The sequence below is a fragment of the Spirosoma fluminis genome, from assembly GCF_054778895.1.
In genome coordinates this window covers 1-22640 of record NZ_BAAGZD010000010.1, presented here as the reverse complement: position 1 = coordinate 22640, position 22640 = coordinate 1, and the positions used below count along the sequence as shown (strand labels likewise).

The window sequence follows — 22640 nt, the reverse complement described above, 5'->3', positions numbered from 1 at the left end:
GCAGCCCACCTCAGGCTGCTTTTGCGTTGAATATAGCCATGTCTTACAACGGTTTACAGTTAATAGGAATCTATATACACGTACAAACCGGTATATCTGTATTCTATGATTCAGCTAATTTTACGTCTCCTCGGCCCGCATCGCCCGGTAAGCATTCGGTTAATCGTCTTTGCCATTCTGGGATGGGGTGGCTTGTTGAACAGTTGTTCGTCGCCCGAAGAACCCGAGTTAGACCCCGAGCCTAGACTGGTGTCTCCGTTAGGTAAAGCGGTCACTTCGTACAGTTCCGATATAGCAGTCAATTGGGGAGATATGGCGTTGCGGGTTACCGCCGGAACAATCGGCAATACGCCAACCTACGCATCGCGTGCCTTTGGCTATATAGGTTTGACCATGTACGAGACCACCGTTCATGGCATTGCCGATCACCAGTCCCTTGCCCGGCAGCTGAGCGGTTTGAAAAAGCTTCCGTTACCTAAAACAGACAGCCTTTATAACTGGCCGTTAGCCTTGAACGCCGGACAGGCATTTATCCTCAAAACGATCTATAGCCACGCGTCATCACCAAGCAGAGCAGCGGTCGATTCGCTCGAAATGGCGATGCAACAGGCGTACAGCGACACGGTAAGCCGTGACGTAGTTCTACGCTCCGTTGCGTTCGGACGGGCTGTAGGGTCGGCAATTTATGAGTGGTCGAAAAGTGACGGTGGGCACGAAGGCTACAAAGACCCTTTTCCGACGGATTATAGACTACCAACGACTCCGGGCACCTGGTTCGCACCTACAGATGGGCAGGTAGCGATTGCCCGCGCGTTGCATCCGCGTTGGGGCAACAACCGGACGTTTGCTCCGGCGAACAGTAAAATGCCCCTTCCAAAATCCGAAGTATACTCGACAAATACCAACTCGGCTTACTACAAGATGTACAAAGCGGTATACGACAGGAGTAAAGAGCTGACGCAAGCCGATAAAGAAGCCGCCATCTGGTGGTCAGATGACCCTAGCCAGACATTTACTCCGCCGGGTCACTCCTACAAGCTGGCGACGATTGCGGTTCAAACGGCAAACGCGAATCTGGCGCAGGCCGTAGAAACCTACGCCCGTACCGGCATGGCCATAGCCGACGCATTCATCTGTTGTTTCAAAGCAAAATATACGTACCACAACGAGCGGCCATCGTCGTTCATTCGCGCTAACATTGATCGAACCTGGATTCCATTCTGGCCAGAACCCCCTTTTCCAGGATTTTCGTCGGGCCACTCGACGCAGGGAGCCGCAGGCGCTACGGTGCTTACTGACCTGTACGGAGATAATGTGCATTTCGTCGATGATTCGCACGTTGGTCGCCCGAAAGACACAATCCGAAATATTGAGTTCAAAGCCCGCACGTTTAATTCGTTCTGGGAAGCGGCCGAAGAATCAGGCCGATCGCGCATTCTGGGTGGCATTCACACCCAGCAGGACAACGAAACCGGTTTGCGCGAAGGCAAGAAGATCGGCGAAAATATTAACCAGATAGCCTGGAAGAAGCAAAGTTAAAATGAACTAACACATTATGTACACCTAAAATCTGTCATCCCGACGCCAGCCGGGATAACAAACGTACTAAATGTGATAGTGAAGATTCAGCAGTAGCCGCACGACAATTTACAAGTTCACTCGTTCGGCTCAGCGGGTTGCCCATCGCCGACAGCGGGACCGGCTCCCGTATCCGACGTACCACCGAGCGTATTGCTCTCTACGTCGGCGTTGTCTTCTTCCTCCGGGGGCGTTTCGTGGCTGGCCTGTGATTGCGAAGTCGGGTTCTCGTTTTCCACTTCTTCACTATCAAGCTGGCGGCTGCTTAAGTAATCGCCCTTCATCATCAGCGTTTTCATAGCGTTGCATTTTGTTTATGACGTAAACGAGCCCGTTGCGCCATAAGTTTTAACCGAAGCCAAACCTACGTAACGCTACGTATCGGCAGTCGGCTCGTTCTGCTCCGTCTGATCCGGTCGTGGGGGAACTCCGCGACCGCGCCCCCAGCTACTACAACGGTTGCCCCACTGCTGTTTCATTTGTTCACGCTGTTCAGGTGTCATCTGCTGCCAGCGCTCGGTCATTTTCTGCTTCCACTCACGTCGGCCAGGGCCACCCTGCCAGTCGTGGCTACCACGCTGAAACCCGTATCGGCCGGGGCCGAAGCCCCGCCCCCCGCCAAACAACAGCCGACTTAATACCAGCAAGCCCAGGGCCTGCCAGAACGTAATGGCAGAAACGCCCAGAATGTCGGGTAACAATGCATTCCAGAGCGCCATAACGGCAAAGCCAGCGAACCCAACAAAAAACAGACCGAAGCTAAGAAAGCGTAAACCCCGGCGAATCCAGAAGCGTTTCATAAGATACGGGTTTGAAGTAGTTCAGTTTTTTTGTGTAGGGGCCTGATGCGGTAGTTGACTGGTTTTTGACGGAGTCGGCGATGTTCATACAAATACTGATGCCGTCCGTACCCATAGTGAACTCTTCGTCCACCGCGCCAGGCACCGAGGCCAATCAGGAGGTGGGCTAGGACCAGAAGACCCAACGCCTGTAGGAACCATAAGCGCGGGCCATTGAACAAGGCCGGAACCAGCCAGTTCCAGAGCCAGGTAAGCACGTAGGCGGCCAGCAGAAATAAGCCGATCCCGAGTACCACAAAACCAACTGCCTGTACGATCATCATGTTTATTGGTAGTCGTTAGTTTTCGCTGAAAAAGTCTTCATACAAGTCGCGTAACCGCTCGCGCAGATGCAGCACCGCGTATCGTTTTCGGGATAGTAACGTACTGACCGATACGTCCCATTCAGCCGACATGTCCTTAAAACTTCGGCCTTCGAACTCATGCTGAACAAATACGTCCCGCTGTTCTTCGGGCAACTCAGCGAGGGCGTCGGTGATCGCTTCCAGCAACGTATCACGGAAAAACGCGCGTTCGGGTCCGGAGTCGTCGGCCAGAGCCAGCCACTCGCCCAGCACCGGAGCCTCGTCGTCATCGGCATAATCGGGCGAACTCAGCGAAACGGTACGTCCGCCCGCTGACCGATCGCGCCGGTACCAGTCGCTGATTTTATTGCGGGCAACGGCAAACAGCCACGATGCCACCCGCTCAATGGGCTTCGCCAGTTGATACGCTTCGGTGAGTTCCACAAACACATCCTGCAGCAAATCTTCGGCTTCGTCGGGGTCAGGGAGCCGTCGGCGAATAAACGCTAACAAACGCCCCCGCTCCTTACGGACGGTTTCGCCGAGCTGACGAGCCGATTCGCGATCGGTGTTCTCAGTGGACTTTGCTACAGGGAGAGGGGTCACGTTCATGCCGGTTTCCTTACAATAAGGTAGTCGGAATCAGGCAGGAAATATTGTAGAGTTGCTGCGTTTTAACCGAGCAAATCGGATAAACGGACGAAATAGAGCCGAGAAAGGTGCTCTTTCGGGATGGTGCCCCGGACTGATGTCTGGTTTTATCAGCTACTAGCCCTTCCGGAACACGACATCGGCAAAGTACCCCTTTGTGTCTGTAAACCAGCTCGCTACGCTAAAGCCCGTCTGTTGGGCCAGCTCTTCGATCTGAGCGTGGGTAAACTTGCGGGAGATTTCAGTATGGATAATTTCACCGGCGTCGAAGGGCACAATCATGCTAAGGGCTCTGATCTGAACCGTCTGCGCCTGTTCACTCACCAGATAACTGCGAGCTTCGCCCGTCTCGGGATTATACACTTCGTAATGACTGAACGCCGAGAGGTCGAAATCAGCATCAAGTTCTTCGTTGATACGTCGGAGCAGATTCAGATTAAACGCTTTCGTTAATCCCTGCTGGTCGTTATAGGCCGCATGAATGATAGCCGGATGCTTTTGCAGGTCAAAGCCTGTTAGCACCAGATCGCCGGGTCTGAGCCGATTGCAAAGCTGCCGGTAAAAATCAATGGCTTCGTCAGGCGCGAAGTTGCCGACATTCGACCCCAGAAACAGGACGACCCGGCGGTTATCAGATTCAACCGATAGTTGTTCCAGAGCCGTGAAGTAATCGTCATGCTGCGGATTGAGCGGCAAACTCGGCCAGTTTTGGCGTATATCAGCGACCAGCCCGTCGAGTGCATCCGCAGAGATGTCAACCGGCGCGTAGGTAAACCGAACATTACGTTCCTGAAAATAGCCGAGCAATAGTTTCGTTTTCAACCCATCGCCCGCACCTAATTCCACCAGATCGAAAGTCAGATCGCCGGCGGCAAACACATCGAGCAGGTCGGCCCGGTACGTATCCAGAATTTCGTATTCCGACCGGGTCAGATAATACTCCGGCGACCGCATGATCTCCTGAAAGATGCGACTGCCTTCGGCGTCATAGAAAAATCGCGACGACAGCCGTTTGGGCGTGTTCAGCAACCCCGTTCGTACTTCTTCAGCCAGGGGTGACGTATCATCAGGCAGGGTGTTTGTATTCCCGCTGGTCGCTTCATCAGCTATCCTCAGCTCTCGACCAACCGTATTCCCGTATATTGCCATCGCTTATCAGGTTGAAAGAAATTACGATACGTAGGTCGGGAGTGGCCCTCTGGCGTAGCAACCGAGGCACCCCGCAAGACCGTCTGTCCGCTCATAAATTTACCGTTGTATTCGCCCACGGCTCCTTCGGCCGTGGTAAAGCCCGGATAAGGCAGATAGGCCGAATTGGTCCACTCCCACCGCTGGCCCCAGTCAAGCGTACCGGCAGCAGCTTCCCATTCAAACTCGGTAGGCAAACGGGTCGCTTTCCAGCGGGCGTAAGCATCGGCTTCGTACTGACTAACATGAGTTACTACTGCTTCGGGCTCCACAGGCTTTAGCCCATCGAATGTATAATGATGCCAGACGCCCTCAATCCGGTGCCAGTACAGGGGAGCCTGAATGCCATTGGCATTGACCCAGGCCCAGCCATCAGCCAGCCAATAGCGGAAATTACGGTAGCCACCCGCTTCAATGAACGCCGTATACTCGCCATTCGTAACCAAATTTCCCGACAACGCTGCTTCATGAAGAAAGACTTTATGCGGATTCAACTCGTTATCGAAGCAAAACGAGTCTCCCCGATGGCCAATCGTATAAATGCCTTCGTCAATCCTAACGGACGAACGGGACGATTCCGTTACGTGCTCGACAAGGGGCATACGAACGGCCGGAAACAGCGGATTGTGACCGAGAATGTACTTAATATCGGTAATGAGAAGTTCCTGGTGCTGTTGCTCATGGTTCAGACCCAGTTCGATCAGGAGCAGAAGATCGGGCGCCACATCATCCGAATCCAGGTATCGGCGCATGTGTTCGTCAACGTAAGCCCGATAGGCATAAACATCCCTAACCGTTGGCCGGCTTAAATTGCCCCGATCGGTCCGGAGCACGCGCCGGCCAACGGATTCGTAATAGCTGTTAAACACAAAGCTAAAATCATCGTTGAAGATCCGGTACGTCGGTACATTAGGGACCAGTATAAAGGTTTCCCAGAACCAGGTTGTGTGCCCCAGGTGCCATTTGGGCGGACTCACATCGGCGGTAGGCTGTACGACGTAATCTTCCGTTTCTAAATCCTGGCAGATGGCTTCGGTATGGGTTCGAACGCGGAGATAGTGCTGCGTAAACGTCTGTTCTGCTATCACAATGAAGCGGAGCGTAAGTGATTTCGTTAGTAGATTAACCAGAGGTTAGCAATTAAGTTAGAGAGCGCCCCTATTAAAAATGCATTAATGGCTCAGTACCCGCTTATTTGCTCATCTACGTAACACCAAACCCAGCGTTCACCCGGCTCAGCGGAAGCCACTACCGGATGACCGGATCGGTGGAAGTGTTTTGTTGCGTGTTTGTTGGGCGATGAGTCGCAGCAGAGCGTAACACCGCAGGTTTGGCAGGTACGCAGGTGAACCCACGAGCTACCTGTTTTCATGCATTCTTCACAGGCGTATTCTTCGGCTTCGCGAATGCTGGTTAAAGCCTCCAGGTGTGTACAATGAACTTGTTTAAGCATAATAGTAGCGAGTAAGGCGGAAGTTGCAACCGAAATCAACGATTCATCTACGTTTCGGCCAGGTACTTGTGCACAAAGCTAACGGCCATTGCCCCCTCGCCTACGGCCGACGCTACGCGATTCATCGCCCCGGCCCGTACGTCGCCAGCCGCGAAGATGCCCGCACTGCATGTTTCCAGCAGATACGGTTCCCGCTCATGCTTCCACACGTTTCGAAACTCGGCGTACCGAGCCATATCGCGCCCTGTGGCAATAAATCCTTTCGGATCTTTAATAATGTTTAGCTCGATCCAGTCGGTCAGCGGTTTAGTTCCGATGAAAACGAACAGTCCGGCTGCTTTTTCGGTACGGCGTTCGTGCGTATCCATATTCTCCAGGACCAAACACTCCAGTTGCTCGTTACCTAACCCCTCTACAACTTCAGTACACGCCAAGACGGTAATGTTGGGCGTGCGTTCAATCTGATCAATCAGATACTGCGACATGGTTTCCCCTAAGCTTGAGCGACGAATGCAGATAAAAACTTCGGAGGCCGTTCGGGAGAGATACATGGCCCCCTGACCAGCTGAATTTCCACCCCCGACAACGTAAACCGGCTTTCCTTTGAAGGCATAGGCTTCCGTTGTAGCGGCACCGTAATACACGCCCGCTCCGGTGTATTTGTCGAGACTTTCGTTGTCGAGTTTATGATACGATACGCCCGTACTGAGCAGAATCGCCCGGGCGACCACCTCCGATCCGTCGGCCATGGCGATGTGTTTGTACTGTCCCTGCGACTTGATGGATATGACTTCCTGCGGAGCCAGAAACTCGACCCCAAAGCGTTGCGCCTGCGTAATGGCCCGCCGGGTAAGATCAGCTCCGCTCAAGCCGTTCGGGAAGCCCAGGTAATTTTCGATGCGTGAACTGGTTCCGGCCTGCCCACCAGGTGCCCGCTTATCAATCAGGATTGTTTTCAGCCCTTCGGAGCCACCGTATACGGCCGCTGCCAGCCCAGCCGGGCCAGCGCCGATAATGGCCAGATCGTACAGACTTTCGGAGGCCTTGGGCTTTAGCCCCAGCTTTTCGCCCAGATCACTCAGACTGGGCTGTTTCAAGACCGTACCGTCTTCGAGCACCACAGCGGGCAAGTCTTTTCGTTCAATGCCGTGCAGGTCGAGCAGCTCCTGCCCCTGCGGATCGTTTTCGACGTCCAGCCATCGGTAGGGGAACAAGTTACCGGCCAGAAAATCTTTCAGGTCGTGCGACTGGGGCGAAAATTGGTAGCCCACCAGCTTTACGCCCTGAAACGAAGGCCGATGTGCGGACTGCCAGTCGCTAAGCAGATCGTCTAAGATGGGATAAAGCTTCTCGTCGGGCGGGTCCCAGGGTTTGGCGATGTAGTAATCCAACTGCACTTCGTTGATCGCCCGCACAGCCGCGTCGATGTCGGAGTAAGCCGTCAGCAGCGTTCGCTTTGCTGCGGGAAACACCTTACGGGCCTGCATTAAAAATTCAACGCCCGTCATCTCGGGCATCCGCTGATCCGACAGAAATAAGGCCACCTCTTCGCCTTTCTTCTTCAGTTCGGTGAGCGAGTCGAGCGCTTCGCGGGCGGAGCTGGTACAAAGAATGCGGTATTGTTTTCGGTATTTCTGCCGCAAATCATGCTGAATAGCCTGCAGCACCTGCGGGTCGTCGTCGATCGAAACGATTATAGGCAATTTCATAAGTCGCAGATTAAAGAGTGAGTGAGCGAAACGGATTAGTTTAACTATTCACTCTTTCGCTCCGCTTCGGCGACGGTCCGCCATTGCGGTCCGATTTCACTCATTGTATCGGAAGGCATACGCAAAATTCGGTTCGGCCGGGTTTTGAGTCGACTCTGATTGAGCCGTTATGGTGTTTCACAATGCCCTGCACAATATCGAGGCCAAGGCCGGTACCTTTTCCTATGCCTTTAGTCGTAAAAAAGGGTTCGAATATTTTGTCCTGAATCGCTTCGGGTATTCCACTTCCATTATCCGTCACCTTCGTCAAAACGAATTCCCGATCAAGCTCCCCACTGATGCTGAGCTGTCCGCCCTCGGGTAACGCATCAATGGCATTGTCGATCAGGTTCGTCCAGACCTGATTTAATTCGCTTGGCCAGCCGCAAACCGGCGGCAGATCATCGGGTAGCTGCACCTTGACCGTTATCTGCTTTTGTTTGAGTTTATGATTCAGCAGCGCCAGGGTGCTCCGAATCCCTTCGGCCAGATGAATCAACTCTTTACCCACCCCCCGGTCCATGTGCGTATAGTCTTTGATCGACCCGATCAGCGTTGAAATCCGCTTCGACGCTTCGCTAATATCCTTAACGAGATTTTGGGTCACCAGATTATTCACGAGCCAGTTCATCACCCCGACCAGATTTTCGTCGCCAATCCGATCCAGAATCCAGTCCAGATCATCGACGGTAAACCCGTATTCCACCAGCGGACCGGCCAGATCAACGCTATCATCGACGCCGTGATCATCGAACCAGTCGGTCACCTCATCTTCAAGACTGCTCCGTTCGAGCAAGCTAAGCCCGGCACCCGCCGACGCTTTTTGCTCTAATTTCTTAAAAAACGCTTCATTTACCGAATCAACCTGCTCATCGTTCAGCTTTAGGTGCATGATCGTTTTAAAAGCTTCGGGCGTAGCGTGCATATGCTCTTTGAGCGTATCGACCGAGCGCACAACGGCTGACACCGGGTTGTTCAGTTCGTGAGCAAGGCCCGCCGATAAGCGGCCCAGCGAAGCCATTTTCTCTTCCTGCTGGGCATACCGGGTAAAATCCCGAACCCGGGTTGTCATTTGCTGCACCAGAGCCTCGGTCAGCTCAAAGCAGGTTTGTACCAGTTCACGCAGGTAGTCGCGGTGCAGCATCAAAACGTGTGAAGGCTTCTCGGCAACAATTCGGTTCGGAATGCTTTTCATCCGCGAGAAAGGCAGCACTCCCAGTATGGACTGCGGTTCATAGATGATCAGTTCGTCGTTAGCAGCACTCGACCCGGCATCAATGCGAATACGCCCGTCGAGCAGGACAATCAAATAATCGACGGGCGTATCGGGTTTATACAGTACGTGATTCTGAGGAAATGTTTTCTCCTCCGCCTGCTCCATCAGCCACTGAAGCTGGTCGTCAGGCACATTCGCAAACTGAGGAAACTGACGTAATGATTCGAGTAAGGTCATGTAGCAGGAAGGGCTAAGCCGAACGTGGGCTAACTGCACACAGGTAACTAATTCTGAGCCGGATTGGTTACGGGGAGAAATTAATCAGCTAATTACGCACAAATTTAAATGTATATAACCGATCTGTACAGGCAGATTGAACAACCAACGCCCCATGTCCATCCGTCTGACTTTAGTGCTGCTGAGTCTGGCAGCGTTTGCCTTTCGCGCCGACAAGCCCGCTTACCGTCTTTATAATGCCCGACTGAAAACTACTACGTATGCAAAGCTGCTCCGTGAGGCTGCCGAGGCTGATGTGGTGCTGTTCGGTGAGTTGCATAACAACCCGATCTGTCACTGGCTCGAACTGCAATTGACAAAGGATTTACAGGCTCAGAAGAAAGGTAATCTGGTGTTGGGAGCCGAGATGTTTGAAGCCGACAATCAAACCGCCCTCAACGATTACGTACAGGGCCGAACCACCGGAAAAGAACTGGCAACCCAGGCCCGGCTCTGGCCGAATTTCGACACGGACTACAAGCCCCTCGCCGATTTCGCCCGGGAGCAGAAAATTCAGTTTGTCGCTACCAACGTACCGCGCCGGTACGCCAGTCTCGTGTCGCGCAAAGGTCTGGCAGCCCTCGATACCCTGTCTGCCGAGGTCAAGCGTCAGATTGCTCCCTTGCCGCTAACCGTCGATCTGACCTTACCTGGCTACAAAGCCATGTTAACCATGATGAATGGCTCCGGCCACGGCGACGGCAATCCACATGATGGAAATACCGATATGGCCGCCAATTTCGCCCGGGCTCAGGCGATCAAGGATGCCACGATGGCACACTTCATCCTCCAGAACCTGAAGCCCAGCCAGACCTTTCTGCATTTTAACGGCGATTATCATTCCAAAAACTTTGAAGGCATTGTCTGGTATCTTCGGAAACAACGGCCCGACCTTAAAATTCTGACGCTTTCGTCGGTAGAGCTAGCCAACCTTGACAAGCCCGAACGCACCGCCGAAGCAGACAGCGACAATCGGAACCTGGCTGATTTCGTGCTGGCGATCCCGGCCGACATGACAAAGACGTATTAAGAACGAGTCATTTAACAAAGATTAACTACGACAATCGGATTATTGCTGATAGATTTACAAACCACCCATCAATCGTCTGTTAATGCATTACGCACTATCTGCTTTCGCTTTCTTAGGATTGCTAGCTACATCTACGCACGCTCAAACTACGTATGCGGTTCAGGACACGGCCTACGTACGAGCGGTCGAGAATGCGCTCGCAGCGCTCCAACAAGCTGATTGTAAGACCTGTCTCAGCCAATACCAGAAAGCGTTTGAACTTTCGCAGAAAAGCGCTCTGAGTACGTTACGGGCGGCTGTTTGCGCGTATCAATGTAAGCAGGAAGACCTTGCTAAAGCCTACATTCAGCGGGCGGTTGACATTGACTATACCATTGCCGAAGATACATGGCTCGATCGGCAGGCAGCACCCGAGCTCAATGCCGTCCGCAACACAAAGATGAAAGACTACGTTCAGGCTATTTTTGAGCGTAGAGACAGCATGTTGAAACTGAATATTCCTCTTAAAAGAGAGCTGCAAACGATTTACCAGACTGATCAGCAGCCTCGTTCACGAATTGATTCCGTCAGGAGGGTTTACGGCCATGATTCACCACAAATGCGGCAATTGTGGCAGCAGATTGCTAAAACGGATTCGATAAATTTAACAAAAATCGAGCAAGTTATTCGGCAACATGGTTACCCCGGCAAAAGTCTGGTCGGGAGCAGGTTAGGAAACGTTGCCTGGCTGGTCGTTCAGCATTCACCCCTGGCTATTCAGGAAAAGTATTTGGCGATGATGCAGAGAGCCGCCGAGCAAGGCGAAATGCGAAAGTCAAATCTGGCTTTACTAACCGATCGGATTCGGGTGTATAAAGGTCAAAAACAACTATACGGCACTCAGGTTACTATAAACCCAACCGGTAAAAACTTCTTCGACCCTATTGAAGACGAAGCAAATGTGAACAAACGACGGTCTGAAATGGATCTGGGGCCAATTGAAGAATATGCACGTCAGTTTGGCTTTGAGTATAAACCAGCAAGTAATGAATAGACCTTACTTCGCGGCTGTATTCAGCGCCAGGTATTCGGTAATCAGTGCCCAGTTGTGGGCTTCGCACTGCCACCGCATCTGCATAATCGGCCGATCGGCAAACCGACGGATTAGCGGTTGTTCGTAAGCCGTCAGCAGGCCCGCGATGAAAAAGTGAAAGCTGGCAAAATCCTGTTCAATATTCGACAGGTCAACTACTGACGGACGCTCGCCTAACCGAAGTAAGGCAATAGCCAGCACAATCTGTTCAAGCCGATTCTTAGTGCGAGTCAGTTCTTTCTTCGCATCGCTGATTAATCTTGTACGTATTGCGACCAGCTCTGGAATTGGGAAGGCAGCCATCAACCGCGCGAGGTGATAGATAATCAGCGACGTACGGGCGTAATGCGGAGCGCACCGGAACGGTTCGGCCTGATAACGTCCTGATTCTACTACAGACCTTAGATACGTTACTGAGTCAGCATCATGCTGGTTGCGCGGTAGATCGTACTGGTAAATGCAATAGAGTATATTACTCAGCACACAGGCATCGAAATCAATGGGCATGTTCTTGCCAAACCAGGTTGAATACGCCTTCAGGTTCCGGTAATCACCATACGTATTGCGAATGGGCGGCTGCGATGGGTCGCCGTTCGCGTGCTGGCTGAGTTTCGATTTCAGCCACCCCAGGTCATCAGCCGACGGGTCGGTGGTCAGGTAGACCATCGCCGTATCGTCAATATCGTCGGGTATTCGGAAGTGATCGAAATGGCGAAAGATATACCCGTTCGAAAAGTGCTGCGAAGGCTTCGTGGGCCAGAAGTTGTACGTATTCAGCCCATCTTTATTGCGAAACGTCGGATAAGCCGCCCGAGCCTTTGTCTGAATCTGGTCAATCAGTTGCTGCGCTGACGCCGACACCTGCGAACGTAACTGCTGGAGCGTAAAGACCGTAATGGCCGTAAAAAATACGTTCGTGTCAGGTCGTTGGTAGAAAATCAGCGGATTGCGCCGAACTGCGGGAAACAACCCTATATCATTTTGCAGGCTGGCAATGCGCTGAATACTAGCGTCGGGCGTTAAGTTAAGAGTCATGAGCGAGGCAAAAATACAACGTGTGCGGCCTGTCTCTGTAAAGTTGACACGGATGATTTAACAAAAAGACCATCGTTAATACGTTCTATTTTCTGGAATTAAGCGCGGATATTTGCCGCCTGATTTTAGCACTCAAATGTCTAAACTGATTTTATTCGACGACCCGGCGATCCGGACGGCCTTGTTACCTTTCACCTTCACCCGTCCGGTGGCGGGTATTCGTGTCGGCATTCAGGCGCTGGCCGAAAAATGGGCCCATTTGCTCAATACAACGCCGTCGTACCTAACGGAGCCTTATCTGCAAGCTAAGTTTCCGCAGCAGACCGGCGACGATAATCTATACATCAACGGGGCGGTTTGCCCAACTCCCGCGCTGGTTGACCGCATAAACGCCTTGTTGCTAGGCGAAAGCCTGATAACCCCCGCGGGTTCGCTGCTCGCACTACGTACCGACAAAACAGCTTCAGAAGCCAGCCAGTTAGCGGATTTGCCGCAACATACGGCTGCTTTTGGTGAAGACCTTACCCTAGTTCGTAACCTGTGGGACATATTCGTTCAGAACGGCGATCAGATCCGGGCCGATTTTGCGCGGCTTACGGCCGGTCGTCAGTCGCAGCCGATCACCGACCCATTCACGCGCTGCTACGCACCCGACAACGTATTTATAGAGGAGGGAGCCACCATTCGGGCGGCCATACTAAACGCTGAGGGCGGCCCTATTTACATCGGACGTAACGCCACCATCAGCGAAGGCTCGGTTGTTATCGGCCCGTTTGCGCTCGGCGAAGGGTCTACCGTTAATTGGGGCGGAAAAATGCGCTCCAACACCACTATTGGCCCATTCTGCAAGGTAGGGGGTGAGGTAGGCAACTCGATTTTGTTCGGCTATAGTAACAAAGGACACGAAGGTTTTCTGGGGAATTCCGTAGTCGGCGAGTGGTGCAATCTGGGTGCCAACGTCAACAACTCGAACCTGAAGAACGATTACACCAGCGTTAAGCTTCACTCCTACGCTACCGGCCAACTTGAAGACACCGGCCGTATCTTCTGCGGCCTGATGATGGGCGACTTCACAAAAGCCGGCATCAGCAGCATGTTCAATACCGGCACGGTTGTGGGCGTAAGTGCCAATGTGTTCGGAGGAGGTTTTCAGCCCAAACACATTCCGTCCTTTTCGTGGGGGGGTGCCGACAAGGGCTTTTCGACGTATCGGCTTGACAAAGCGATGCAGGTGGCCCGAGAAGCCTTTCTACGGCGAGGTATGGAGTTCGATGACGTAGAAGAAGAAATTTTACGGGCTATTTTTGAGAAGGAGAAGCAGGAGTAAAGGGATGAAAAGGAACAAGGATAACTAATCTCGCTTTCCTCCCACTCTTCCCTTTCCTCCCTTTTCCCTTTCCTCCTTGCTATGCAATTCTCTGAAATTATTGGCCACAACGATACCAAGCAGTTATTGCTGCGGGCGGTGCAAACCAATCACCTGGCGCACGCCCTGCTGTTCGATGGCCCTACGGGTAGTGCCAACCTGGCGCTGGCGCTGGCCCTGGCTCAGTACGTTAACTGCGAAGACAAACAGCAGACCGGCAGTATGGTCGATGATGCCTGCGGCCGCTGTGCCTCCTGCATAAAAATGCAGAAGCTCGTCCACCCCGACCTGCACATGGTGTTTCCGGTAGCCAACATGGCGAAGGGAAAAACCTCGGAAGCCTACCTGGCCGACTGGCGCAAATTTCTGCTCGATCAACCGTACCGCACCTTGCCCGAGTGGCTCGAAACGGTCGGCGCGGATAATAAACAAGGAAATATTTCGGCCGAAGAAGCCCGGAACATCTTACAGAAGCTGTCTCTGAAGTCGTACGAAGGCGCTTATAAAATCATGCTCATCTGGCTGCCCGAACTCATGAATGTCACGTCGGCGAACGCCTTACTGAAGGTACTGGAGGAGCCCCCGGCGCAAACGCTTTTTCTACTGGTAACGAACCAGGCCGACAAACTGCTCATCACGATTCTGTCGAGAACACAGCGCGTGGCGGTACGCGCCTTTAGCGACGAAGAAGTGGCAACGTATCTTCGCCAATACCTGAATTTTGACGAAACCGTTGCCCGGCGCATTGCCTACCTTGCCGACGGCGATTTATCGAAAGCGCTTCAGCTCAGCCGTCAGGCAGATGACCGCGGTGAAAGCTCGGACCAACACACCTGGTTTGCCGACTGGATGCGAACGTGTTACCGGCAGGATTTAACGGCACTGGTTAAACAGGCCGACCAGTTTGACGGTTTTAGCAAAGAAAAACAGAAAGGGCTGCTGGAATACAGTATTCGTTTGTACCGGGATTTGTTTCTGTGGCAGCAGGGAGCAGGAGGTCTACTCCGGCTTCCCGACGACGAAATGGCGTTTGTCAAGAATTTCGCGAAAGTGCTTACTACGTATCATATCGAACAAATTGTAGCCGATCTCAACGAAGCCACCTATCACCTGGAGCGGAACGCCCGCGCGAAGATGGTTATGCTCGATATGTCATTAACGTTTAGTCGCCTTATCAAAACAAAATTTTAACGCTGCGGTACCGGCGTAAAGTCGTTGCCGATTCATACGTACGCGAACGTAACGCTTATGCGGCCCAAACAAGTTATTGGCAAAAAAGACCTCGTCGATTTCCCTGATCTCGACCTGTTCAATATACAGGCCAAGATCGACACGGGGGCCTATACATCGGCGTTACACTGCAAAGACGTCCGCCTGACCAATGTCAATGGCCGGACTTTGTTAAGTTTTTGGCTGATTGATAAAACCGGATCGTCGTCCCGGCAGTTTTACAGCGACCAGTTCAGCAAACGGATCATTCGTAACTCGTTTGGCATCGCCGAACAACGGTACGTCATCAAAACCCGAATCATTTTATTTAAGCGCCCTATTTTAACCGAATTTACCCTCGCCGACCGCGAACGGCTCAAGAACCCCGTACTGCTTGGCCGTAAGCTGCTCCGTAATCGCTTTTTGGTCGATGTTGCTCTACAAAATGTGTCATACGACGCTAAGAACCATCAATCTGACCAGGCACCGCTGCGCACAAATCGTTGAGCGACCAACGATCTGATTCACCCCCTAGCTCCTACCAACGACTTACTGCTCTTATTCTTTACGAACTGATGCGTATTGCCATTCTATCGGCTAACCCGAATTTGTACTCTACCCGACGGCTCCTTAAAGCAGCCAATGAACGCGGCCATGAGGGAATTGTGGTTAATCACCTCAACTGTCAGGTCATGATTGAGGGCGGCCGCCCGTCTGTTCTTTACGAGGGCCGCGAACTTGATCCGGTCGATGCGATCGTGCCACGTATTGGGGCTTCCGTTACCGATTATGGCTGCGCGATTGTCCGGCAGTTTGAGATGATGAAAGTATTCACGACGGCGAAATCGCAGGCCATAACGCGCTCCCGCAATAAGCTCCGCAGCTTGCAGGTTTTGTCGAAAGCTGGCGTTGGTTTACCCAAAACAGTATTCGCCAACCATCCGAAAAATGGGAACGTTGCTCAGCTTATTGAACTTGTCGGCGGCCCGCCGGTCGTCATCAAGCTGCTGGAAGGGACTCAGGGGATTGGGGTGGTACTGGCAGAAACCGCCAAAGCGGCCACCTCAACCATTGAAGCATTTTACGGCCTGAAAAAACACGTATTGGTACAGGAGTTTGTGGCTGAAGCCAAAGGCGCCGATGTACGGGCTTTTGTGGTGGGTGGCAAGGTGGTGGGAGCCATGAAACGGCAGGGGCTGGAAGGCGAATTTCGGTCGAACATTCACCGGGGTGGCAATGCCGTGGCCGTTCAACTGACTCCCGACGAAGAAACGACCGCCATTGAAGCCGCCCAGGCCCTCGGCCTGAAAGTAGCGGGCGTTGATATGCTCCCCTCCGACCGCGGACCACTCGTCCTGGAAGTCAATTCATCACCCGGTCTGGAGGGCATTGAAACGGCCACAAATGTCGACGTTGCAGCGGCCATCATTGCCTACATCGAAGATAAAATCCGAACCGATGAAGGCGACATGGTAGGCGTTTAAAAATGAATAACAGAGTATGACTAATGATGATGTAGCTTTACGCGGCAACTACTATAGCATCTGTTATTCAATACATGGCCCTCGACCCTGACCTCAAAAAAGCCATTGTTCGCCTGTCGGGCGTGGAAAAAGACCGGCTTCTGTTACGTCTGATTGCCAAAGATGCCATCCTGACCGAACGGCTCCAGTTTGAACTGGTTGAACATAAAACGACCGTCGACGAACGGCGGGAACTGATCCGGCAGTTTATTGATCGCACGGCCAAGGCCGGTCAGGACTCGGCTGGGTGGGTTATGATGGACATGCGCACGGTCAGTGGCTACATTAGCCGTCATGTGAAAGTGACCAAAGACAGCTACGGCGAAGTCGAGTTGATGCTGTATATGCTCAATACGTTCTACGGCCACAATGCGCACCTGCTGCACAAGTACAACAGCCGTACAGATAAGGCCGCTCAATACATTGCCAGACGTACCGATCAGGTGTTGAAGAAAGCCGCTAAGCTTGATCCGGACTACCACATCGAGTTCGCCGACGAAATCAATAAACTCCTGAGCTGGGTCCATTACGGAGCTCCGGCCCACTACGTCCGGCAGATGGGCTTACCCAAGGAGTGGCATACGTAATTAGCTTTTCTATTCCTCGAAAACAAAACCCCCGGCTTGAACCGAGTGTTATCACTGACTAACCCACTCACCAAGCCATGAATCAAACGGTTTTAATCACGGGCGGAACCGGGACAATCGGCCGTCGCCTGACTCAACTACTGCTTCAACAAGGTTACCAGGTGTCGCACTTGAGCCGGTCAACTCATTCTTCGCCATCGGTAAAAACCTATCAGTGGGATATAAAGCAGGGCCATATTGATCCGCAGGCCATCGCAACGGCCGACCATATCATTCACTTAGCGGGGGCGGGCATCGCCGATGAACGCTGGACTGACGCGCGTAAAGACGAAATCTTAACTAGCCGCACCCGATCGACCGAACTGCTGGCTCAGGCGTTAAGCAAAAACCCGCACCAGGTGAAGTCCTTCATTGCGTCTTCAGCTATAGGCTACTACGGAGGTGACACCGGCGATCGGCCGCTTACGGAAACCAGTCAGGGGGGCAGTGATTTTCTGGCGCAGGTAACGCGGGCCTGGGAACGGTCCGAAGATCAGGTGGCGGCCCTGGGTATACGTACCGTGAAGCTCCGAACGGGCGTTGTTCTGACGATGGAAGGGGGTGCATTGCCCAAGTTAGCGCAACCGATACGACTGGGCGCCGGAGCGCCTATTGGTTCAGGTCAGCAGTATATTTCCTGGATTCACCTCGACGACCTTTGTCAACTCTATATACAGGCTTTAACCGATCCATCGTGGCAGGGTACGTACAATGCCGTTGCACCTACTCCGGTTACTAACGAAACGCTGACACGGGCCATTGCTCAGGTCCTGCATCGACCAATCATCCTACCCAACATTCCCACGTTTGCTATAAAGCTGGCCTTCGGTGAACTGGCGATCGCCGTAACGGGAGGCAACTATGTACTCAACAAACGGATTGCCGAAGAGACTTCGTTTCGCTATCAGTATGCCGACCTGACCAAAGCCTTGGAAAACCTATTACGTTAAAAGCGTGAGGGACCAGCAGTACGTTAACCGCTGGCCCCTCACGCTTTTATTGTTCATTTATAGATTAACTCCACTCACGATCGGCAGAATCCTTCGTATTCCATGTATCCGTTGGCGCAAACCAGGTTGACCCTTTCTTGAGGAATTTTTTGGCGGCTTCTTCGTTCAATTCGACCCCAAGACCCGGCCGATCCGGCACTTTCACAAAGCCTTTATCGGCAATGGGTTTAAGACCCGTAACAATATCCTCCCAACCAGCAACATCGACGCCGTGGTGTTCGAGCGCGACAAAGTTTTCGGTAGCCGCTGCGCAGTGAACGTTTGCCATCATCGAAATAGGCGAACCGGCAAAGTGCATCGCCATCGGAATACCTTTCTCTTCGGCGTAATCACCAATTTTCTTGGTTTCCAGCAAACCACCCGACGATGCCAGATCCGGATGGATCATATCGATGGCTTTCGCATCGATGAGCTTAATGAATTCTTCTTTCAGGAAAATGTCTTCACCCGTCAGCGTCGGCGTTTCAATAGCATCCGAGATTTGCTTCCACTGATCCGTGTAGAACCAGGGCACGAGGTCTTCCAGCCAGGCCAGTCGGAATGGCTCCATAGCCCGGCCGATCTGAATAGCCGTATTTACGTCGAAGTGGCCAAAGTGATCGGCAGCCAGGGGCGTATCGTAACCGACAATATCGCGCACTTTTCCAACGTGATCGACCAGGGCATCAAGTCCTTTTTTGGTAACCTGAATGCGGGTAAAGGGGTGACGGGTGTTGGCGTAATTACCCAGTTTCCCCATTTCTTTATCATCCCATTGCCGTTTCACACTCCAGTTGTTGGCGTTGACCAGCATACCCGGCTTGTCGGCCAGCATACCAATGCCGAAATCCATCTTCAGAAATGTATATCCCTGATCCTTACGGACCTGCATATTCTTGGCAAAATCGTCGTAGGTTCTGCCCTCAGCCGTATCTGCGTACAATCGGATAAAGTCACGATATTTTCCACCGAGCAGTTGATAAGCGGGTACGTTGTAAGCCTTACCAGCCAGATCCCAGAGGGCCATTTCAACGCCACAAACGCCACCGGCTGCGCGGCTGTGATTCCCAAACTGCTTGATCTGTTTAAAAATCTGCTCTACGTTGCAGGGGTTCTTCCCCAAAAGCCGACTTTTAAGCATCAATGCGTAATTGGCGCTGGCCCCATCGCGCACTTCGCCCCAGCCGACCAGTCCCTGATTCGTATCAATCCGAATGATCGGGCTGGTAAACGGCACCCCCGCCAGCACGGCAACACGCATATCAGTGATACGTAGATCGGCCGGTTTAGAATCGCGTGATACTTTTTGGGTAATAAATTCCAATTCTTGCTCGGTCGTGTATTTGCCAGCCAGTTTTTCAAACATCATGCCCAGCGAAAGACCGCCCAGGCCCGCATTTCGTATAAAATCCCGACGGTCGGTTGAACTGCCCGCGGGTGGTTTCGGTGAGTTGGTACGCGTGAACATGTTTCTCATGGTAAAAGGTCAATCTTGGTTTATAAGTATTCCTGTATAAAATGAATAGATGCCAGTATTTTACTTATCATCGGGCCTTTATACGCCAAAAACCGGCTGAATTACTTGAGAACTTTTACTCCAATGATCAAGAAATCACTACTTGCATTGACAATTGCTGCCTTATCCGTATCTGTGCATACCCAGGCCCAACGTGTTGGGTCGTCTCCCGACTATGTAAAAGCCTTAACGGCGAGCTGGAAAGGCGAACGCTTTCCGGATGGTCGCCCGATGGTGCCCGATATTGTTCTGGAACGATTGCAGAATTGCACACTCGAACAGATCTGGGGCTATCTGGATCGGCGGGGTTATCGTAATCAGGTTGAGCGGGACTGGATTATTCTTAAGCCCGGCGAAACTATGACCGGACGGGTTGTTACGGCTCAATTTATGCCCACCCGTCCTGACCTGGACAGTCTGGTAAGAGCCCAGGGCAAAGCGGAAGGCCGTTCGCAGAAAGGCGGTATCAACATCTGGCCAATCGACATTCTAACGAAAGGCGATATATACGTAGCAGATGGGTATGGTAAGATTAAAGACGGTACGTTGATCGGTTCCAGCCTGGGCAATGCCATCTATGGCAAAACCGGTAAAGGCGTTATCTTTTACGGGTCAGTCCGGGATATGCAGGAATTGAAGGACACAAAAGGCTTTAACGCCTGGGTAAAAGGCCATCACCCATCCTATATAAAAGACATGACGCCCACGGCCATCAACGCCCCCATTCGAATCGGTGAGGTATCAGTGTTACCCGGTGACGTCGTGTTTGCCAATGAGTATGGCGTCGTATTTATTCCGTCCCACCTGGTCGAAGGTCTTGTATCAGCCTCCGAAATGACCGCCCTGCGCGACGAGTTCGAACGCGTACTCCTTCAGCAGGGCAAATACCCATCCGGCGAAATTCATGGTGACTGGTCCGCTAAGATTAAAGACGAGTTTAGGGCATGGATTGGCAAATACCCTAAAAAATTAGCTATATCGCAGAAAGATATAGACGCTTACTTAGCTAAAGAAGGCCATTAAACTCATCCCTCTTCGTAACAAAGCGTTTTCGTTACGGCTTCAGGCTGTCCAGTACGTTATTTATTAGGCGTACAACACCCTTGCATTCAGTACCAAATCAACCGTATAATGAAAGGTAAAGTCATTACACTCTCACTACTCCTTGGTTTTTGCATTGGACATTCTTTATATGCGCAAACAATCCCGAAAGAAGAATTAGTATTTCTGACAGCCGAATGGAAGGGCGAGCGATTTGCCGATGGCCGCCCTAAAGTTCCTGATGCCTTAATTGAACGTGCGAAACGTATAGGCATTGACGACGCGTGGACGGTTTTAAAAAACGAAGGCTACACAAATCAATTCGAGGGCAACTGGAAATTGATCAAAGATGACGTAGCGGTAGTCGGACGAGCGGTTACGGCCATGTTTATGCCCAGTCGTCCGGACGTAGAGAAGAACATCAAAGAACGCGGCACCACCAGGCAGGGCCGAAAGGGAAACACAAACGCGTGGCCAATTGAGGTCTTAACAAAAGGAGACGTATACGTAGCGGATGCCTTCGGGAAAATCGGGGGCGGCACCCTCATGGGCGCTACGTTAGGCAATGCTATTTTTAGCAAGACAGGGAATGGAGTGGTATTTAACGGAGCAGCCAGAGATCTTCAGGAGTTACAAAATATAAACGGGTTTAACGCCTTCGTCCGGGACTTTCACCCATCGTTTCTGGAAGAAACGGTCTTGATAGGGCTGAATACACCAATTCGAATCGGAAGTGCGATGGTGTTACCCGGCGATTTGGTAATTGCCCAACGCGAAGGTGTACTTTTCGTGCCCGCTCACATGGCCGAACAAGTAATTACTACCTGCGAGTTTGTTGCGCGCAAAGATCAATTCGGTTTTGAATCGGTTAAATCAGGTCGATACACAACTGGTCAAATTGATAGCCAATGGACTGATGAAATAAAGATTGAGTTTCTAAAATGGCTTGGCCAGCATCCGGAACTAGGCACGATGACGAGAACCGAGTTAGATAAAGTAATGAGTAAACGCACCTGGTAATTTAAAAAACTTATTTGTGTTACTAAAAGTTACAAAATGATAACTAAAGGTCAGATTTCGCTTTTTTTGCACTGATTTAATCCTAGTTTTTAAAAACAAGAATAGAATTGACTCTATAGTAATACATGCGTAGCAACAGTATTTTAAGATTATCCACTGACTTCTTATTTATCGGTAAACCAACGATCATGAACCAATTAGTATGTTTACTGCGTAAATAGCCTGAGTCGATAAACTCATGCTATAGATTTAGCCCTTTTTAAGATAATTCACTCAGGATCAGTTCAGTATAAATTTTTGTTTTATTGCGAAGTATGATAATCTGATCAACAAGGCAATTATAAGCTATCAGCATCAGGAGATTTTGTAATAAAAAACAAACGCTAAGCATTTTTACATGGAACAGAATACGTAAACAGAATATGCTGATGTTTTTATATTAAGACGCCGTATTTATTCCATATCTATTAAACGGTAGTTTTTTTTGTATAGCATCGTCTTACATTTGCTCTCGAATCCGCTTAACATTCGCGATTCAATCGCCACACCAGAAAATTAATTATGACTTTCCGCTCAGCTTTGCTAACATTACTGCCTCTATGCTTTTTTCTGCCAAAAACCGAAGAAGGGTATAGGTTTCCGCTTGTGGTGTAGTATTAGTTACGATCACTAAAGTAATTGTGAATTCGTGCACGTAAGTTGATTTACATTCAGACGTCGATCAAACTAACTATAGTTTCATTAGCACACATGCCGGAAGGCATGTTCGAGCTAATTCAAAGCATTACTTAGATTCCCTTACAAACAGCAGGTCATTTAAGTAGTATCAAATGTTTAACTTTTCCAAATCAGTACATTTCAATGAAAAAAGTAATCCTAACTAGCGCAGCGTTGATGGCCTTCGCTGCCGCATCCTACGCCCAGATCTTCCAGAACGGCTTGCAACAGTACGCCGAGCA

Annotated in this window: 22 protein-coding genes; 11 read left to right on the top strand and 11 right to left on the bottom strand. The window is 51.3% G+C overall.

Going from position 1 to position 22640, the window contains the following annotated elements; all coding sequences use genetic code 11:
• Positions 1 to 105 precede the first annotated feature (105 nt).
• Positions 106 to 1539: a vanadium-dependent haloperoxidase gene (locus ACYVBJ_RS13690; protein ID WP_460982867.1), complete on the top strand. Its 1434-nt coding sequence runs from the start codon at positions 106 to 108 to the stop codon at positions 1537 to 1539.
• A gap of 116 nt (positions 1540 to 1655) precedes the next feature.
• Here the strand turns inward: ACYVBJ_RS13690 and ACYVBJ_RS13685 are convergent, their stop codons facing one another.
• The 9 genes from ACYVBJ_RS13685 to ACYVBJ_RS13645 form a co-directional block, all read right to left on the bottom strand.
• The gene (locus tag ACYVBJ_RS13685; protein WP_460982866.1) at positions 1656 to 1877 is read right to left on the bottom strand and encodes a hypothetical protein; all 222 of its coding nucleotides are present in this window, start codon (positions 1875 to 1877) and stop codon (positions 1656 to 1658) included.
• 75 nt (positions 1878 to 1952) lie between these two features.
• The gene (locus ACYVBJ_RS13680) at positions 1953 to 2378 is read right to left on the bottom strand and encodes a hypothetical protein (RefSeq protein WP_460982865.1); all 426 of its coding nucleotides are present in this window, start codon (positions 2376 to 2378) and stop codon (positions 1953 to 1955) included.
• The gene (locus ACYVBJ_RS13675) at positions 2375 to 2701 is read right to left on the bottom strand and encodes a hypothetical protein (protein ID WP_460982864.1); all 327 of its coding nucleotides are present in this window, start codon (positions 2699 to 2701) and stop codon (positions 2375 to 2377) included. The genes ACYVBJ_RS13680 and ACYVBJ_RS13675 overlap by 4 nt, the downstream gene beginning before the upstream one ends.
• Positions 2702 to 2716: 15 nt before the next feature.
• On the bottom strand, positions 2717 to 3328 hold the full coding sequence (locus ACYVBJ_RS13670; protein ID WP_460982863.1) for an RNA polymerase sigma factor: 612 nt from the start codon (positions 3326 to 3328) through the stop codon (positions 2717 to 2719).
• Between the two features lie 162 nt (positions 3329 to 3490).
• Complete coding sequence (egtD, locus tag ACYVBJ_RS13665; RefSeq protein WP_460982862.1) at positions 3491 to 4522, bottom strand: L-histidine N(alpha)-methyltransferase; 1032 nt, start codon at positions 4520 to 4522, stop codon at positions 3491 to 3493.
• Complete coding sequence (gene egtB / locus ACYVBJ_RS13660; RefSeq protein WP_460982861.1) at positions 4486 to 5649, bottom strand: ergothioneine biosynthesis protein EgtB; 1164 nt, start codon at positions 5647 to 5649, stop codon at positions 4486 to 4488. The genes egtD and egtB overlap by 37 nt, the downstream gene beginning before the upstream one ends.
• A gap of 92 nt (positions 5650 to 5741) precedes the next feature.
• Positions 5742 to 6014, bottom strand: coding sequence for a UBP-type zinc finger domain-containing protein (locus ACYVBJ_RS13655; protein WP_460982860.1), 273 nt, complete (start codon positions 6012 to 6014; stop codon positions 5742 to 5744).
• A gap of 47 nt (positions 6015 to 6061) precedes the next feature.
• Positions 6062 to 7723: an NAD(P)/FAD-dependent oxidoreductase gene (locus ACYVBJ_RS13650; RefSeq protein ID WP_460982859.1), complete on the bottom strand. Its 1662-nt coding sequence runs from the start codon at positions 7721 to 7723 to the stop codon at positions 6062 to 6064.
• A gap of 100 nt (positions 7724 to 7823) precedes the next feature.
• Complete coding sequence (locus ACYVBJ_RS13645) at positions 7824 to 9215, bottom strand: sensor histidine kinase (RefSeq protein ID WP_460982858.1); 1392 nt, start codon at positions 9213 to 9215, stop codon at positions 7824 to 7826.
• 160 nt (positions 9216 to 9375) lie between these two features.
• Here ACYVBJ_RS13645 and ACYVBJ_RS13640 point away from each other — a divergent pair, with 160 nt between their 5' ends.
• Positions 9376 to 10284 (top strand): ChaN family lipoprotein, encoded by a 909-nt coding sequence (locus ACYVBJ_RS13640; RefSeq protein ID WP_460982965.1) that lies wholly within the window; start codon positions 9376 to 9378, stop codon positions 10282 to 10284.
• An 82-nt stretch (positions 10285 to 10366) separates the two neighbouring features.
• Positions 10367 to 11317, top strand: coding sequence for a DUF6624 domain-containing protein (locus tag ACYVBJ_RS13635; protein ID WP_460982857.1), 951 nt, complete (start codon positions 10367 to 10369; stop codon positions 11315 to 11317).
• A gap of 3 nt (positions 11318 to 11320) precedes the next feature.
• Here ACYVBJ_RS13635 and ACYVBJ_RS13630 read toward each other — a convergent pair whose 3' ends face one another.
• The gene (locus ACYVBJ_RS13630; RefSeq protein ID WP_460982856.1) at positions 11321 to 12391 is read right to left on the bottom strand and encodes a hypothetical protein; all 1071 of its coding nucleotides are present in this window, start codon (positions 12389 to 12391) and stop codon (positions 11321 to 11323) included.
• Between the two features lie 136 nt (positions 12392 to 12527).
• On the opposite strand from ACYVBJ_RS13630, the gene ACYVBJ_RS13625 reads away from it, so the two are divergent.
• The 6 genes from ACYVBJ_RS13625 (at position 12528) to ACYVBJ_RS13600 (ending at position 18065) form a co-directional block, all read left to right on the top strand.
• Positions 12528 to 13718, top strand: coding sequence for a GlmU family protein (locus ACYVBJ_RS13625; protein WP_460982855.1), 1191 nt, complete (start codon positions 12528 to 12530; stop codon positions 13716 to 13718).
• Between the two features lie 81 nt (positions 13719 to 13799).
• Positions 13800 to 14948 carry a DNA polymerase III subunit gene (locus ACYVBJ_RS13620; RefSeq protein WP_460982854.1) on the top strand — a complete coding sequence of 383 codons (1149 nt, stop codon included), beginning with the start codon at positions 13800 to 13802 and terminating at the stop codon, positions 14946 to 14948.
• Between the two features lie 57 nt (positions 14949 to 15005).
• Positions 15006 to 15473: an ATP-dependent zinc protease family protein gene (locus ACYVBJ_RS13615; RefSeq protein ID WP_460982853.1), complete on the top strand. Its 468-nt coding sequence runs from the start codon at positions 15006 to 15008 to the stop codon at positions 15471 to 15473.
• A 68-nt stretch (positions 15474 to 15541) separates the two neighbouring features.
• The gene (gene rimK, locus ACYVBJ_RS13610) at positions 15542 to 16450 is read left to right on the top strand and encodes a 30S ribosomal protein S6--L-glutamate ligase (protein ID WP_460982852.1); all 909 of its coding nucleotides are present in this window, start codon (positions 15542 to 15544) and stop codon (positions 16448 to 16450) included.
• Positions 16451 to 16524: 74 nt separating this feature from the next.
• Positions 16525 to 17076 carry a hypothetical protein gene (locus tag ACYVBJ_RS13605; RefSeq protein ID WP_460982851.1) on the top strand — a complete coding sequence of 184 codons (552 nt, stop codon included), beginning with the start codon at positions 16525 to 16527 and terminating at the stop codon, positions 17074 to 17076.
• Between the two features lie 77 nt (positions 17077 to 17153).
• Positions 17154 to 18065, top strand: a complete 912-nt coding sequence (locus tag ACYVBJ_RS13600) for a TIGR01777 family oxidoreductase (RefSeq protein ID WP_460982850.1) — start codon at positions 17154 to 17156, stop codon at positions 18063 to 18065.
• Positions 18066 to 18129: 64 nt separating this feature from the next.
• Here the strand turns inward: ACYVBJ_RS13600 and ACYVBJ_RS13595 are convergent, their stop codons facing one another.
• Entirely contained in the window at positions 18130 to 19581 is a 1452-nt protein-coding gene (locus ACYVBJ_RS13595; RefSeq protein WP_460982849.1) for a mandelate racemase/muconate lactonizing enzyme family protein, read from the bottom strand.
• 123 nt (positions 19582 to 19704) lie between these two features.
• Here ACYVBJ_RS13595 and ACYVBJ_RS13590 point away from each other — a divergent pair, with 123 nt between their 5' ends.
• Both ACYVBJ_RS13590 and ACYVBJ_RS13585 read left to right on the top strand, forming a co-directional pair.
• Positions 19705 to 20643 (top strand): RraA family protein, encoded by a 939-nt coding sequence (locus ACYVBJ_RS13590; RefSeq protein WP_460982848.1) that lies wholly within the window; start codon positions 19705 to 19707, stop codon positions 20641 to 20643.
• A gap of 108 nt (positions 20644 to 20751) precedes the next feature.
• Positions 20752 to 21681: an RraA family protein gene (locus tag ACYVBJ_RS13585; RefSeq protein ID WP_460982847.1), complete on the top strand. Its 930-nt coding sequence runs from the start codon at positions 20752 to 20754 to the stop codon at positions 21679 to 21681.
• Positions 21682 to 22640 lie beyond the last annotated feature (959 nt).

Coding starts and splice junctions, on each gene's coding strand:
- ACYVBJ_RS13690 (WP_460982867.1), top strand. CDS start 106: ATGATTCAGCTAATTTTACGTCTCCTCGGCCCGCATCGCCCGGTAAGC.
- ACYVBJ_RS13685 (WP_460982866.1), bottom strand. CDS start 1,877: ATGAAAACGCTGATGATGAAGGGCGATTACTTAAGCAGCCGCCAGCTT.
- ACYVBJ_RS13680 (WP_460982865.1), bottom strand. CDS start 2,378: ATGAAACGCTTCTGGATTCGCCGGGGTTTACGCTTTCTTAGCTTCGGT.
- ACYVBJ_RS13675 (WP_460982864.1), bottom strand. CDS start 2,701: ATGATGATCGTACAGGCAGTTGGTTTTGTGGTACTCGGGATCGGCTTA.
- egtD (WP_460982862.1), bottom strand. CDS start 4,522: ATGGCAATATACGGGAATACGGTTGGTCGAGAGCTGAGGATAGCTGAT.
- ACYVBJ_RS13655 (WP_460982860.1), bottom strand. CDS start 6,014: ATGCTTAAACAAGTTCATTGTACACACCTGGAGGCTTTAACCAGCATT.
- ACYVBJ_RS13650 (WP_460982859.1), bottom strand. CDS start 7,723: ATGAAATTGCCTATAATCGTTTCGATCGACGACGACCCGCAGGTGCTG.
- ACYVBJ_RS13645 (WP_460982858.1), bottom strand. CDS start 9,215: ATGACCTTACTCGAATCATTACGTCAGTTTCCTCAGTTTGCGAATGTG.
- ACYVBJ_RS13635 (WP_460982857.1), top strand. CDS start 10,367: ATGCATTACGCACTATCTGCTTTCGCTTTCTTAGGATTGCTAGCTACA.
- ACYVBJ_RS13630 (WP_460982856.1), bottom strand. CDS start 12,391: ATGACTCTTAACTTAACGCCCGACGCTAGTATTCAGCGCATTGCCAGC.
- ACYVBJ_RS13625 (WP_460982855.1), top strand. CDS start 12,528: ATGTCTAAACTGATTTTATTCGACGACCCGGCGATCCGGACGGCCTTG.
- ACYVBJ_RS13620 (WP_460982854.1), top strand. CDS start 13,800: ATGCAATTCTCTGAAATTATTGGCCACAACGATACCAAGCAGTTATTG.
- ACYVBJ_RS13615 (WP_460982853.1), top strand. CDS start 15,006: ATGCGGCCCAAACAAGTTATTGGCAAAAAAGACCTCGTCGATTTCCCT.
- rimK (WP_460982852.1), top strand. CDS start 15,542: ATGCGTATTGCCATTCTATCGGCTAACCCGAATTTGTACTCTACCCGA.
- ACYVBJ_RS13605 (WP_460982851.1), top strand. CDS start 16,525: ATGGCCCTCGACCCTGACCTCAAAAAAGCCATTGTTCGCCTGTCGGGC.
- ACYVBJ_RS13600 (WP_460982850.1), top strand. CDS start 17,154: ATGAATCAAACGGTTTTAATCACGGGCGGAACCGGGACAATCGGCCGT.
- ACYVBJ_RS13595 (WP_460982849.1), bottom strand. CDS start 19,581: ATGAGAAACATGTTCACGCGTACCAACTCACCGAAACCACCCGCGGGC.
- ACYVBJ_RS13590 (WP_460982848.1), top strand. CDS start 19,705: ATGATCAAGAAATCACTACTTGCATTGACAATTGCTGCCTTATCCGTA.
- ACYVBJ_RS13585 (WP_460982847.1), top strand. CDS start 20,752: ATGAAAGGTAAAGTCATTACACTCTCACTACTCCTTGGTTTTTGCATT.